At 55.9% G+C, this 13,430-nt stretch carries 12 protein-coding genes; 9 read left to right on the top strand and 3 right to left on the bottom strand.

All coding sequences use genetic code 11. From position 1 onward, the window contains the following. The first annotated feature begins 247 nt into the window (after positions 1-247). From aphA to PI91_RS20055, 3 genes are all read left to right on the top strand, one after another. Entirely contained in the window at positions 248-961 is a 714-nt protein-coding gene (gene aphA, locus PI91_RS20065) for an acid phosphatase AphA (protein WP_021242762.1), read from the top strand. Positions 962-1,074: 113 nt separating this feature from the next. Next, a complete protein-coding gene (locus PI91_RS20060; RefSeq protein ID WP_008503381.1) occupies positions 1,075-1,491 on the top strand; it encodes a secondary thiamine-phosphate synthase enzyme YjbQ in 417 nt (138 codons plus the stop codon). Positions 1,492-1,493: 2 nt separating this feature from the next. Further along, entirely contained in the window at positions 1,494-1,847 is a 354-nt protein-coding gene (locus PI91_RS20055; protein WP_008503382.1) for an MmcQ/YjbR family DNA-binding protein, read from the top strand. A gap of 3 nt (positions 1,848-1,850) precedes the next feature. Here PI91_RS20055 and uvrA read toward each other — a convergent pair whose 3' ends face one another. Then, complete coding sequence (uvrA, locus tag PI91_RS20050) at positions 1,851-4,673, bottom strand: excinuclease ABC subunit UvrA (RefSeq protein WP_039266976.1); 2,823 nt, start codon at positions 4,671-4,673, stop codon at positions 1,851-1,853. Positions 4,674-4,924: 251 nt separating this feature from the next. On the opposite strand from uvrA, the gene ssb1 reads away from it, so the two are divergent. Further along, positions 4,925-5,449, top strand: coding sequence for a single-stranded DNA-binding protein SSB1 (gene ssb1, locus PI91_RS20045; RefSeq protein WP_039266975.1), 525 nt, complete (start codon positions 4,925-4,927; stop codon positions 5,447-5,449). A gap of 62 nt (positions 5,450-5,511) precedes the next feature. Here ssb1 and PI91_RS20040 read toward each other — a convergent pair whose 3' ends face one another. Beyond that, positions 5,512-5,793, bottom strand: a complete 282-nt coding sequence (locus tag PI91_RS20040; protein WP_039266974.1) for a YjcB family protein — start codon at positions 5,791-5,793, stop codon at positions 5,512-5,514. Between the two features lie 635 nt (positions 5,794-6,428). Between PI91_RS20040 and PI91_RS20035 the strand changes: the two genes are divergently transcribed. Then, positions 6,429-7,994 (top strand): EAL domain-containing protein, encoded by a 1,566-nt coding sequence (locus PI91_RS20035; RefSeq protein ID WP_023293514.1) that lies wholly within the window; start codon positions 6,429-6,431, stop codon positions 7,992-7,994. A gap of 6 nt (positions 7,995-8,000) precedes the next feature. Here the strand turns inward: PI91_RS20035 and soxS are convergent, their stop codons facing one another. Beyond that, a complete protein-coding gene (gene soxS / locus PI91_RS20030) occupies positions 8,001-8,327 on the bottom strand; it encodes a superoxide response transcriptional regulator SoxS (RefSeq protein WP_008503387.1) in 327 nt (108 codons plus the stop codon). 98 nt (positions 8,328-8,425) lie between these two features. Between soxS and soxR the strand changes: the two genes are divergently transcribed. From soxR to PI91_RS20010, 4 genes are all read left to right on the top strand, one after another. Further along, positions 8,426-8,884 carry a redox-sensitive transcriptional activator SoxR gene (gene soxR, locus PI91_RS20025; RefSeq protein WP_008503388.1) on the top strand — a complete coding sequence of 153 codons (459 nt, stop codon included), beginning with the start codon at positions 8,426-8,428 and terminating at the stop codon, positions 8,882-8,884. Positions 8,885-9,258: 374 nt separating this feature from the next. Further along, on the top strand, positions 9,259-9,930 hold the full coding sequence (locus tag PI91_RS20020) for a glutathione S-transferase family protein (protein ID WP_008503389.1): 672 nt from the start codon (positions 9,259-9,261) through the stop codon (positions 9,928-9,930). A gap of 294 nt (positions 9,931-10,224) precedes the next feature. Next, positions 10,225-11,574: a guanine/hypoxanthine transporter GhxP gene (gene ghxP, locus PI91_RS20015; RefSeq protein WP_008503390.1), complete on the top strand. Its 1,350-nt coding sequence runs from the start codon at positions 10,225-10,227 to the stop codon at positions 11,572-11,574. 150 nt (positions 11,575-11,724) lie between these two features. Then, positions 11,725-13,371, top strand: coding sequence for a Na+/H+ antiporter (locus PI91_RS20010; RefSeq protein ID WP_008503391.1), 1,647 nt, complete (start codon positions 11,725-11,727; stop codon positions 13,369-13,371). Positions 13,372-13,430: the final 59 nt, after the last annotated feature.

The following is a 13,430-nucleotide window of genomic DNA, read 5'->3' as shown; positions in this document are numbered from 1 at the left end:
ACTACTTTTTATCTCCCTCTCCCTGTGGGAGAGGGCATCAGGCCGCAGAAAATCTTGCCCGGTGGCGGCTGCGCCTGCGCCTTACCGGGCCTACATCACTCATCCACACTTTGTGATCGTCTTCTTTTTATTCCGCTTCATAAGCAAAAACTCCTTCCCTTCACCTCCCGCTGGGGTTAAGGTCGGATAGTTTTTTGACCATTCACTCAAAATAAAACGATAACAAGCTGAATATTCAGGGGAAAATATGCGCAAGATCACACTGGCGCTCAGCGCCGCCTGCTTATTGTTCTCACTTAATAGCGCCGTCGTCGCACGTGCCTCGGCGCCGACGCCGCTTTACACCGGCACCACCGCCGCCATGCTTGCCGAACAGGCGCCCATTCACTGGGTCTCCGTGGCCCAAATCGAAAACAGCCTGATGGGACGCGCGCCAATGGCCGTGGGCTTCGACATTGACGATACCGTGCTGTTCTCAAGCCCTGGCTTCTGGCGCGGCAAAAAAATGTATTCACCGGACAGCGAAGCGTATCTGAAGAATCCGGAGTTCTGGGAAAAAATGAATAACGGCTGGGACGAGTACAGCATCCCGAAAGAGGTCGCCCGGGCGCTTATTGCTATGCACGTTAAGCGCGGTGACAGCATTTACTTCGTTACCGGCCGTAGCCAGACCAAAACGGAAACCGTCTCCAGAACACTGCAGGACGATTTCCAGATCCCGGCTGCCAATATGAATCCGGTCATTTTTGCGGGTGACAAAGAGGGGCAAAACACCAAAATCCAGTGGCTGGAAAAGAAAAACATCAAAGTGTTTTATGGCGATTCGGATAACGACATTACCGCCGCGCAGGATGCTGGTGCCAGAGGGATCAGGGTGTTACGCGCGTCTAACTCGACCTATCGACCGCTGCCGATGGCCGGAAAGTTTGGTGAAGAGGTGATCGTCAACTCGGAGTATTAAGTCTCTGGCAGCGAGTTTGACTCTTTTTTAATCAAATCTCGCTGCTGCGGGTTTTACCTTTCGCCTTCTTGCTGCACACTTAGAAAGATTCATCTTTCATTACGGAGCAGCAGATGTGGTACCAACAGACCCTGACCTTAAGCGCTAAACCACGCGGTTTTCACCTGGTGACGGATGAAGTCATCGGGCAGCTCCGCGACCTGTCGCGGGTCAAAACGGGTTTGCTGCATCTGCTGCTTCAGCACACGTCAGCCTCTCTCACGCTGAATGAAAATTGCGATCCCACCGTCCGGTCTGACATGGAGCGTCATTTTCTGAAGAGCGTCCCGGACAACGCGCCCTACGAGCATGACTATGAGGGGGCGGACGATATGCCTTCGCATATCAAATCTTCCCTGCTGGGCGTATCGCTGATGCTGCCGGTCCACAACGGACGGCTGCTGTTGGGCACGTGGCAGGGGATCTGGCTGGGAGAACATCGCATTCACGGTGGTTCGCGTAAAATTATCGCCACGCTACAAGGGGAATAAAGATGACAATTTCGGAGATACTTCAGTACTGCATGAGCAAGCCCGGCGCGGAGCAGAGCGTCCATAGCGACTGGAAAGCCACGCAGGTTAAGGTGGGGGATGTGCTGTTTGCGATGGTGAAAGAGGTAGAAGGCCGTCCGGCGGCGTCGCTGAAAACCAGCCCTGAACTGGCGGATTTACTGCGTCAGCAGCATGATGACGTGAGGCCGAGCCAGCACCTCAATAAGGCGCACTGGAGCACCGTCTATCTGGATGGATCGATTCCAGGCTCGCAAATTTACTACCTGGTGGACGCGTCCTATCAGCAGGCGGTTGAGCTGCTGCCGGAAACGACCCGACAGCAACTCTCCGTGTGACAATTACAGCAACGGTTTAAGGAAGCGCGCGGTGTGCGAGGCTTCGCACTCTGCAACGGTCTCTGGCGTACCGGAGACGAGGATTTCACCGCCGCCGCTGCCGCCTTCCGGGCCAAGATCGACAATCCAGTCCGCGGTTTTAATCACGTCCAGGTTATGTTCGATGACCACGATGGTGTTGCCCTGATCGCGCAGCTGATGCAGCACGTCCAGCAGCTGCTGGATGTCGGCAAAGTGCAGACCGGTGGTCGGCTCATCCAGGATATACAGCGTCTGACCGGTGCCGCGTTTTGACAGCTCGCGCGCCAGCTTCACGCGCTGCGCTTCACCGCCGGACAGCGTCGTGGCGGACTGCCCCAGACGAATGTAGGTCAGGCCGACGTCCATCAGCGTCTGCAGCTTACGCGCCAGCGCAGGGACGGCGTCAAAGAACTCGCGCGCCTCTTCGATGGTCATATCCAGCACTTCGTGGATGGTCTTGCCCTTGTACTTAATCTCCAGCGTTTCGCGGTTATAGCGCTTGCCTTTGCACTGGTCGCACGGCACGTAGATATCCGGCAGGAAGTGCATCTCAACCTTGATCACGCCGTCGCCCTGGCAGGCTTCACAGCGGCCGCCGCGCACGTTAAAGCTGAAACGTCCCGGCGTGTAGCCGCGTGAACGCGCTTCCGGCACACCGGCAAACAGTTCACGTACGGGCGTGAAAACACCGGTATAGGTTGCCGGGTTAGAGCGTGGCGTACGGCCAATCGGGCTCTGGTCGATATCGATAACCTTATCGAAATGTTCCAGCCCCTGAATGTCACGGTACGGTGCAGGTTCGGCCAGGGTCGCGCCGTTCAGCGCCGTCTGCGCAATCGGGAACAGCGTATCGTTGATCAGCGTCGACTTACCGGAACCGGACACGCCGGTAATGCAGGTAAACAGGCCCACCGGCAGCGTCAGGGTAACGTCTTTCAGGTTGTTGCCGCGCGCGCCGGTCAGCTTCAGCACTTTTTCCGGGTTCGCCGCCACGCGCTGTTTTGGTACTTCAATCTTGCGCTTGCCGCTCATGTACTGGCCGGTCAGCGACTCGGGCACCGCCATAATGTCCTTCAGCGTGCCTTCCGCCACCACTTGGCCGCCGTGCACGCCAGCGCCCGGGCCGATGTCGATCACGTGGTCTGCGGCGCGGATCGCATCTTCGTCGTGCTCCACCACGATCACCGTGTTACCGAGGTTACGCAGGTGAACCAGGGTGCCGAGCAGGCGTTCGTTATCGCGCTGGTGCAGGCCGATGGACGGCTCATCGAGCACGTACATCACGCCCACCAGGCCCGCACCAATCTGGCTCGCCAGACGAATACGCTGGGCTTCACCGCCGGAGAGCGTTTCTGCCGAGCGTGAAAGCGTCAGGTAGTTCAGGCCGACGTTCACCAGGAACTTCAGGCGATCGCCAATCTCTTTCAAGACTTTTTCAGCGATTTTCGCGCGCTGGCCGGACAGCTTCAGGTTATTGAAGAAGTCCATCGCGTGGCCGATGCTCATGTCTGAGATGGTCGGCAGCGCCGTATTTTCCACAAACACGTGGCGCGCTTCGCGACGCAGGCGCGTGCCCTCGCAGGTGGCGCAGGAGCGGTTGCTGATGAACTTCGCCAGCTCCTCGCGCACCGCGCTGGATTCGGTCTCTTTGTAGCGGCGCTCCATATTGTGCAGCACCCCTTCGAACGGGTGGCGACGCACGGAGGTATCGCCGCGATCGTTCATATACTTGAACTCGATGTTCTCTTTGCCAGAACCGAACAGGATCACTTTGTGTACGTTCGGGCTCAGGCTGGCCCACGGCGCTTCCACGTCGAACTTGTAGTGCTCCGCCAGCGACTTCAGCATCTGGAAGTAATAGAAGTTACGCTTGTCCCAGCCGCGAATGGCGCCACCCGCCAGCGACAGCTCCGGATTCTGGATCACGCGGTCCGGGTCGAAATACTGCTGGACGCCCAGACCGTCACACGTCGGGCAGGCGCCCGCCGGGTTGTTAAACGAGAACAGGCGCGGTTCCAGCTCGCGCATGCTGTAGCCGCAAATCGGGCAGGCAAAGTTGGCGGAGAAGAGCAGCTCTTCCGCCTGCGGGTCGTCCATGTCGGAAACCACGGCCGTGCCGCCGGAGAGCTCCAGCGCCGTTTCAAACGATTCTGCGAGACGCGTGGCGAGATCGTCACGCACCTTAAAGCGGTCAATCACCACCTCGATGGTGTGCTTCTTCTGCAGTTCTAGCTTGGGCGGGTCGGACAGGTCACACACTTCGCCGTCAATACGGGCGCGGATATAGCCCTGGCTTGCCAGGTTCTCCAGCGTTTTGGTGTGTTCGCCCTTACGCTCTTTAATGATTGGCGCCAGCAGCATCAGGCGTTTGCCTTCCGGCCGCGACAGCACGTTATCCACCATCTGGCTCACGGTCTGTGCCGCCAGCGGGACGTCGTGGTCCGGGCAGCGCGGCTCACCCACGCGGGCATACAGCAGACGCAGGTAGTCATGGATTTCAGTAATGGTACCGACCGTGGAGCGCGGGTTATGCGACGTGGACTTCTGCTCAATAGAGATAGCAGGAGACAACCCTTCAATGTGGTCGACATCCGGTTTTTCCATCAGCGACAGGAACTGACGCGCGTACGCCGAGAGCGATTCAACGTAACGACGCTGTCCTTCGGCATACAGAGTGTCGAAAGCCAGTGAGGATTTGCCAGACCCCGAAAGCCCGGTCACGACAATGAGTTTGTCGCGAGGGATTATGAGGTTGATATTCTTGAGATTGTGGGTGCGGGCGCCCCGAACTTCGATCTTATCCATTCACCTTTCCCGGTTGGAACACGGATTGCCTGGTTTGTTTGAAGGACAAACGGCTGTCAGAAACGGCTAATTATGACACAATTTGACCTGTTTGAATATACAGTATTGGAATGCATTTTCTGACGGACTGTGTAACAATGTTATGTTCGCGCGAGAACTCTGGAATCCATCTCGCAGCTATCAAAATGCAGCGTGGAAATGGTACACTCGCGCGTTTACACTATTAAGAAACGTATTCAGGAGACACGAACATGGCCAGCAGAGGCGTAAACAAGGTGATTCTCGTCGGTAATCTGGGCCAGGACCCGGAAGTACGCTACATGCCGAGTGGTGGCGCAGTTGCCAACATTACGCTGGCTACTTCCGAATCCTGGCGTGATAAAGCGACCGGTGAGATGAAAGAGCAGACCGAATGGCACCGCGTTGTGCTGTTTGGCAAACTGGCAGAAGTGGCCGGTGAGTATCTGCGTAAAGGTTCTCAGGTCTATATCGAAGGCCAGCTGCGTACCCGCAAATGGACCGATCAGTCCGGTGCTGAGAAGTACACCACTGAAGTCGTGGTTAACGTCGGCGGCACCATGCAGATGCTGGGTGGCCGTCAGGGCGGTGGCGCACCAGCAGGTGGCGGCCAGCAGCAGGGCGGTTGGGGTCAGCCTCAGCAGCCACAGGGCGGCAACCAGTTCAGCGGCGGCGCGCAGTCTCGTCCGCAGCAGCAGTCTGCTCCGGCGGCGTCTAACGAACCGCCAATGGATTTCGACGACGACATTCCGTTCTGATTTGTGCGTCCTTCAAACAAAAAACCCAGACATCGTCTGGGTTTTTTTATTCCATAAAGGGATCAGGTAATCACCATTGGCCAGTCTGGTGGCGTGTGGCTCATCGCTTCAACCATCACCACTTTGATATTTTCCCAGACGGCGGCGATATCCGGCAGGGTAATGCCAAGCAACCCCGTTGCAAACCAACATGCTGCACCCAGCCCCAACAGCGTGCTGATGACAGCGAGACCCGCGTAGTCAGATTTACGAAACTGAATGTTCAGCGTGCTGGCCAAAAACATCAGTACCGCACTCAACAAAGGCCAGCGCAGGAGAACCATGCTGGTAGTAATGGTTGCCATAAACCCATCCTCTACAAAACAGACGACCTGAATGAAACGGTGTTTCTCGTTACAGAATATGTGTGAACTATATCACATTTGTTGATTTATTCGCCAGTGTCTGTGCGATCAAAAAACGGTTTTTATTCCTCAGGTAAAGAGTGTGTGCAGGCTGGCCCTGCCCTCGGCGCGCGAGGAGGCGCCCCCCAGCGTGCCGGAAACGTCCATCGGGCTAGTGGTGATACCTCAAATTCGGTTTTTATAAGAGGGGCTCAGTCGAATCATAAAATAGTGCGGCGAAGACTGATTATTTATAAATCAACGCACACAATGCCCCACAGTAAATAGCATAAAACGTCATGATAAAGGTGCGCTTTTTTCATGCTGCCAGAAGTTTGGCTTAATCAACGATCGTCTGTTGTGTTATCTTCCCTCCGTCCTCGAGGGCTGGATAATTATTTTCCTTAATTGAAACGGAACGAATACTTACAGTTTCACTTACGGGAAAATATTATCGTCATAACGAAATTTAAGATTTTTAATACGAAAAGTCAGTTGCTAACTTCGCATGATTCATGCAACGTAATCACCTGTTTAACACAGCATCCGGCCTTCATTACTACAGGCGTACAACATGCAGGGATATAGGGCGGGAAATGAATCGTAGCGCGCGGCGCAAGATGCTCAGGGTGGTAGGGATCATCATGGTAGTTATGCTGCCGGTGATGCTTGCGCTATGGTTTGCCCAGCTAAGAGCCGTGTCTGAAACAAGCGCCCAGCTACGGACATTTGCTGAACTGGCTTTAGACAAAACTGAGCTGGTTATACAACAGGTTGATCTGGCCCGGGACGAGGCAGAAAAATATCGGGGCGAGCTCTGTACCCCGGGACACCGTCAATATATGTTGAACGTTGTTCGTGGTCGCCTGTTTGTTGCCGATTTAATTTACGCTGAAGGTCAGAATTTTCTTTGTTCGACCGTTTTTACACCGGATCAACCCTACGCCATACCCGTCGCTAATTACACGCGAAAACCTGACGTCGCTATCTATTATTATCGCGACACCCCATTTTATACTGGCTATAAAATGACATATATGCAGCGCGGAAATTATGTAGTGGTCGTTAATCCACTTTCATACAGCGAAGTCATGTCCGCGGATCATTCTCTCTCGTGGGGGGTTTACGACACGGTAACCAATGCTTTCTTTTCCGTCAGTCAGAAAGCCAACGTTTCGTTATTAAATTCGCTGATTCGGGATAAGGAATCGGTATTTCAAAAAGATAACCGCTTTTATACGATCGTCACATCCCCTAAAAGACCGATTGCGGCCATTGTGTCGACATCGAATAAACGCTTTTATGAAACGCTTTATCATCAGGCGACATTAACGCTGCCGCTGGGCATGATCTGCAGCATTATTATTTTGCTGGTCTGGTCCCGTACTCATCGTGAGCTTAATTCGCCGGGGCGTTTACTGCACCGGGCGCTGAACAAACGCCAGCTTTGCGTGCACTATCAACCGATTATTGATATTAAGAACAACCGGTGTGTCGGCGCGGAGGCGTTGTTACGCTGGCCGGGTTTTAACGGGCAGGTGATGAGCCCGGCTGAGTTTATTCCGCTGGCTGAAAATGAGGGGATGAGCGAGCGGATTACGGATTACGTCGTTGAGGAAGTGTTCAGCGATTTGGGCCATTTCCTGGCCGAGCATCCGCATCTCTATATTTCGATTAACCTGTCGGCCACGGATTTCCACTCCTCGCGGCTGATCGCCATGATTTCTGAGAAGGCTCGCCACTACGCCGTCCGCGCGCAGCAAATCAAAATTGAAGTGACGGAACGCGGTTTTATCGATGTGCCTAAAACCACGCCGGTGATTCAGGCTTTCCGTCAGGCGGGGTATGAAGTGGCGATCGATGATTTCGGTACCGGCTATTCGAACCTGCACAACCTCTACTCGCTGAACGTCGATATTCTGAAAATCGATAAATCGTTTATCGATACCTTAACGACCAACAGCACCAGCCACCTGATCGCCGAGCATATTATCGAGATGGCGCAAAGCCTGCGGCTGAAAACCATTGCGGAAGGGGTCGAGACGGCAGAGCAGGTGAGCTGGCTGTTGAAGCGCGGCGTCCAGTTTTGTCAGGGATGGCACTTCGCGAAAGCGATGCCGCCCCAGGAATTTATGACCTGGCAGCAGCAACCTTTGCACTGAGAGTAATTAATTCAACTGGTGGCGATAGTCGCTCGGCGTGCGGTCAAACTCGCGGCGAAACACGCGGGAAAAGGTTTGTTGCGACACATAGCCAAGATCCATCGCGATATCAAAAATCGGCCGCTGCGTTGAGCGTAGCGCCTGCGCCGCCAGCAGCAGCCTGCGCTGACGAATGTACTCACCCAGCGTCTGATGCATGACCGTGCGGAACATTCTCTGTAAATACCATTTCGAATAGCCCGACTTTTTCGCGACCACATCAATGTTCAACGGTTGGTCGATATGATCGTCAATCCATTCAATAAGCGTCTGAATAATCTGCTGATGCGACATAAGGTTGCCCCTCTGTAGATACAACTTTCTCGGTTGATTCGTCGTTTTCTCTGCGGGGGAGTATAATTCCTCAAGTTAACTTGAGGTAAAGAGGTTTTATGGAAAAGAGATTGCCGCGCATTAAAGCGCTGTTAACCCCCGGCGAAGTGGCAAAGCGAAGCGGCGTTGCGGTATCGGCGCTCCACTTCTATGAAAGCAAAGGGTTAATTAAAAGCATCCGCAACGGCGGCAACCAGCGTCGCTATACCCGCGACGTGCTCCGCTACGTGGCGATTATCAAAATTGCGCAACGAATCGGCATTCCCCTGGCTACCATTGGCGAGGCATTTGGCGTGCTGCCGGAAGGGCATACGCTGAGCCCGAAAGAGTGGAAAGAGCTTTCATCCCAGTGGCGAGAAGAGCTGGACAGGCGCATCCATACGCTGGTCGCGCTGCGTGATGAGCTGGACGGTTGTATCGGCTGCGGCTGCCTGTCGCGCAGCGACTGCCCGTTGCGTAACCCCGGCGACAAACTGGGCGAACAGGGGACGGGGGCGCGGTTGCTGGAAGAGGATTGAGCGTGCGTGTAGCCCATTCGCCGGGTGGCGCTTCGCTTACCCGGCCTACCAAACCGTCAAATGTAGGCCGGGTAAGGCGCAGCCGCCACCCGGCAAAACCCCACATACATAAAGAACTAAAGCGCCACGAAGGGCGCTTTAGTTTTTCCCGGTCTTTGTCTTTCTCTCTATCCCGCTGGTTCACGGGAGGGTTTCCCCCGACGTCAGCACCCCTCATGTCGAGCTGGTTGGGGAGGTTCCGGATTGTGCTGACACTTTAATTCTATGCAAGACCCGTTTTTTCGCCAGCGTCGCTGACCGGTTTTTAGCCGAATTTTTTTCGCGGTGTTGTTCGATTTTCTATAGTTAAAAAGTATGAATAACAGGAGAAAACCATGCTCACGGTACACCACCTTAACCAGTCGCGCTCGCACCGCGTGATCTGGGCGCTGGAAGAACTCGGTCTGCCTTATGAGATCGTTCACTATCAGCGCGAAAAGAACATGCTTGCGCCGGAGGCTCTCAAAAAGGTGCATCCGTTGGGCAAATCGCCGGTCATCGAAGATAACGGGCTGATCCTCGCGGAGTCTGGCGCCATTCTGGAGTATCTGCAGGAAACATACGATGCCGAGTCGCGGCTTAAGCCTTTAGATCCGGCGCATAAGGTGCAGTATCGCTTCTGGCTGCACTACGCGGAAGGATCGCTGATGCCGCTGCTGCTAATGAAGCTGGTCTTCAGCAGTCTCGGCAAGCCGCCGGTGCCGTTTGGTATCCGAACCCTGGGCAAAGCGCTTGGGCAAGGGGTGCAGAAAGCGTACCTTAACCGCCAGCTGGAAACCCATGCGCGCTTTATTGAGTCACACCTTGCTAAAAACAGCTGGTTTGCCGGGGATTCGCTCAGCATGGCCGACATTCAAATGAGCTTCCCGATCTTTGCCCTGCTGGCGCGCGGCGGTATCGACAACCTGCCGCATAGTCAGGCATGGAAAACGAAAGTTGAAAACAGCCCCGGCTGGCAACGAACCCTGGCACAAGGGGGACCGTTATCCATTCCGGGTGAGGATTGAAATGTAAACAAATTGCGCATAGACGATAACGTTTGCGCATCCTCTGTTTATTTCTTCAGCGTCATAAGGGAATTTTAGCGAAAAACGATAAAGTTCAGTTGAAAAGGGCGGGGATTAGGCTAGATAATCGTTTGCCTTAATTTGACCACCCGTTTGTAAGCGCGGAGCTAAACGTTTGCTTTTTCTGTGACGCCCTTTCGTCGCAAACGCAACACAAGGATTTGACGTTTAGCTGGCAGTGGCGTCTCCACCTCGCTTACGGACTTCCTAAAAAACTCTCAGGGGATGTTTTCTATGTCTACGCCATCTGCGCGTACTGGCGGTTCACTTGACGCCATGTTTAAAATTTCGGCCCGCGGCAGCACCGTGCGCCAGGAAATCGTTGCCGGTTTGACAACGTTTCTGGCGATGGTTTATTCCGTCATCGTTGTGCCGGGTATGCTGGGCAAAGCGGGCTTCCCGCCAGCGGCTGTCTTTGTGGCGACCTGCCTTGTGGCCGGCGTGGGCTCTATCGTGATGGGCCTGTGGGCGAACCTGCCGCTGGCGATTGGTTGCGCCATCTCCCTGACCGCGTTTACCGCGTTCAGCCTGGTGCTGGGCCAGCACATCAGCGTACCGGTAGCGCTTGGCGCCGTGTTCCTGATGGGTGTGCTGTTTACCGTTATTTCAGCGACCGGCATCCGTAGCTGGATCTTGCGCAACCTGCCGCAGGGCGTGGCGCACGGTACCGGCATCGGCATCGGCCTGTTCCTGCTGCTGATCGCCGCCAATGGCGTCGGTCTGGTTATCAAGAACCCGCTGGACGGCCTGCCGGTTGCGCTGGGCCACTTCGCCAGCTTCCCGGTGATCATGTCGCTGATCGGCCTGGCGGTGATTATCGGTCTGGAAAAACTGAAAGTCCCGGGCGGCATTCTGCTGACTATTATCGGCGTGTCCATTGTGGGCCTGATTTTCGATCCGAACGTCCACTTCTCCGGCATTTTCGCCATGCCGTCGCTGAGCGATGACAAAGGCAACTCTCTGATTGGCAGCCTGGATATCGTTGGCGCGCTCAACCCGGTGATCCTGCCAAGCGTGCTGGCGCTGGTGATGACCGCCGTGTTTGACGCGACCGGTACCATTCGTGCGGTGGCCGGTCAGGCGAACCTGCTGGATAAAGACGGTCAGATTATTGACGGCGGCAAAGCGCTGACTACGGACTCCCTGAGCAGCGTCTTCTCGGGCCTGGTGGGCGCAGCGCCTGCGGCGGTGTACATCGAGTCCGCAGCGGGTACGGCGGCGGGCGGTAAAACCGGCCTGACGGCGATCACCGTGGGCGTGCTGTTCATGCTGATCCTATTCCTCTCCCCGCTCTCCTATCTGGTTCCGGCGTACGCGACCGCGCCAGCGCTGATGTACGTTGGCCTGCTGATGCTGAGCAACGTGGCGAAAATCGACTTTGCGGATTTCGTTGACGCGATGTCTGGACTGATTACCGCGGTCTTCATCGTACTGACCTGTAACATCGTGACCGGCATTATGATCGGCTTCGCGTCGCTGGTGATTGGTCGTCTGGTCTCCGGTGAATGGCGCAAGCTGAACGTTGGCACCGTTGTGATTGCCGTTGCGCTGGTGGCGTTTTACGCGGGCGGCTGGGCAATCTGAGTTGTCCTTTGATGCGAAAACGGGTGGCTCAGGCCGCCCGTTTTTATTTTCAGGACTCATCCTGTTGCCTTTTGCGTTACTCTGGGGAAGATAGAATAAAAGGCACGACGCCTTCCGGAGTACATAAGCAACACAGCAAACAGGGAACGCATGGAAATCTTCTTCACAATACTCATCATGACCCTTGTGGTCTCGCTATCCGGGGTGGTTACACGCGTACTGCCCTTTCAGGTCCCCCTGCCATTAATGCAAATTGCCATCGGCGCGCTGCTGGCGTGGCCGACGTTTGGCCTGCACGTGGAATTTGACCCCGAACTGTTCCTCGTGCTGTTCATCCCGCCACTGCTGTTTGCCGATGGCTGGAAAACGCCCACGCGCGAGTTCCTTGAGCACGGGCGAGAGATCTTCGGCCTGGCGCTTGCGCTGGTGGTGGTCACCGTCGTCGGGATTGGTTTCCTGATCTACTGGACGGTACCGGGTATCCCGTTAATTCCTGCCTTTGCGCTGGCCGCCGTGCTGTCGCCAACCGATGCCGTGGCGCTGTCCGGCATTGTGGGCGAAGGCCGCATTCCGAAGAAAATCATGGGGATTTTACAGGGTGAGGCGCTGATGAATGACGCCTCCGGCCTGGTTGCCCTGAAGTTTGCCGTGGCCGTTGCGATGGGCACGATGGTCTTTACCGTCGGCGGCGCGACGCTGGAGTTCTTTAAGGTAGCCATCGGCGGTATTCTCGCGGGCTTCGTGGTGAGCTGGCTGTACGGCCGCTCATTGCGCTTCCTCAGCCGCTGGGGCGGCGATGAACCCGCGACGCAGATCGTACTGCTGTTCCTGCTGCCGTTCGCCTCTTATCTGATTGCCGAACATATCGGCGTGTCGGGCATTCTGGCCGCGGTCGCGGCAGGGATGACCATCACCCGCTCCGGCGTGATGCGCCGCGCGCCGCTGGCGATGCGCCTGCGTGCCAACAGCACCTGGGCGATGCTGGAGTTTGTCTTTAACGGCATGGTGTTCCTGCTGTTGGGCCTGCAGCTGCCGGGCATTATGGAATCCTCGCTGGTGGCGGCGGAGGCCGATCCGAACGTTGAGGTCTGGATGCTGTTTACCGACATCGTGCTGATCTACCTGGCGCTGATGCTGGTGCGCTTCGGCTGGCTGTGGACGATGAAAAACTTCAGCGTCCGCTTCCTGAAGAAAAAACCGATGGAGTTCGGCTCGTGGACAACGCGTGAGCTGCTGATTGCCTCTTTTGCGGGCGTACGCGGGGCGATAACCCTCGCCGGTGTGCTCTCCATTCCGCTGCTGCTGCCGACGGGCGATGTCTTCCCGGCGCGTTACGAGCTGGTATTCCTGGCGGCGGGGGTGATTCTGTTCTCCCTGTTCGTCGGCGTGATTATGCTGCCGATTTTGCTCCAGCATATTGATGTTGGCGATTCGACCCAGCAGCACAAGGAAGAGCGTATTGCGCGTGCTGCGACCGCCGAAGTGGCGATTGTCGCCATCCAGAAAATGGAAGAGCGCCTGGCCGCGGATGCGGAAGAGAACATCGACAATCAGCTGCTGACGGAGGTGAGTTCCCGCGTAATTGGTAACCTGCGTCGCCGCGCGGACGGGCGTAACGATGTAGAAAGCTCGCTGCAGGAGGAGAACCTGGAACGCCGGTTCCGTCTGGCCGCGCTGCGCTCAGAGCGTGCCGAACTGTATCACCTGCGCGCCACGCGCCAGATCAGCAACGAGACGCTGCAAAAGCTACTGCACGATCTGGACCTGCTGGAAGCGCTGTTGATAGAGAATCAGTAGCGCTGTTTTGCCGGGTGGCGGCTTCGCCTTACCGGGCCTACGGTTCGAACGTAGGCCCG

Origin of the sequence: Enterobacter sp. FB (assembly GCF_000805795.1) — a bacterium.
GTDB classification, from domain to species: Bacteria; Pseudomonadota; Gammaproteobacteria; order Enterobacterales; family Enterobacteriaceae; genus Enterobacter; species Enterobacter roggenkampii.
Note: the sequence above shows the minus strand (reverse complement) of the source record. Positions and strands in the feature narration are given on the sequence as shown.

Coding starts and splice junctions, on each gene's coding strand:
- ghxP (WP_008503390.1), top strand. CDS start 10,225: ATGTCTACGCCATCTGCGCGTACTGGCGGTTCACTTGACGCCATGTTT.
- ssb1 (WP_039266975.1), top strand. CDS start 4,925: ATGGCCAGCAGAGGCGTAAACAAGGTGATTCTCGTCGGTAATCTGGGC.
- soxR (WP_008503388.1), top strand. CDS start 8,426: ATGGAAAAGAGATTGCCGCGCATTAAAGCGCTGTTAACCCCCGGCGAA.
- PI91_RS20020 (WP_008503389.1), top strand. CDS start 9,259: ATGCTCACGGTACACCACCTTAACCAGTCGCGCTCGCACCGCGTGATC.
- PI91_RS20035 (WP_023293514.1), top strand. CDS start 6,429: ATGAATCGTAGCGCGCGGCGCAAGATGCTCAGGGTGGTAGGGATCATC.
- PI91_RS20055 (WP_008503382.1), top strand. CDS start 1,494: ATGACAATTTCGGAGATACTTCAGTACTGCATGAGCAAGCCCGGCGCG.
- soxS (WP_008503387.1), bottom strand. CDS start 8,327: ATGTCGCATCAGCAGATTATTCAGACGCTTATTGAATGGATTGACGAT.
- PI91_RS20060 (WP_008503381.1), top strand. CDS start 1,075: ATGTGGTACCAACAGACCCTGACCTTAAGCGCTAAACCACGCGGTTTT.
- PI91_RS20010 (WP_008503391.1), top strand. CDS start 11,725: ATGGAAATCTTCTTCACAATACTCATCATGACCCTTGTGGTCTCGCTA.
- uvrA (WP_039266976.1), bottom strand. CDS start 4,673: ATGGATAAGATCGAAGTTCGGGGCGCCCGCACCCACAATCTCAAGAAT.
- PI91_RS20040 (WP_039266974.1), bottom strand. CDS start 5,793: ATGGCAACCATTACTACCAGCATGGTTCTCCTGCGCTGGCCTTTGTTG.
- aphA (WP_021242762.1), top strand. CDS start 248: ATGCGCAAGATCACACTGGCGCTCAGCGCCGCCTGCTTATTGTTCTCA.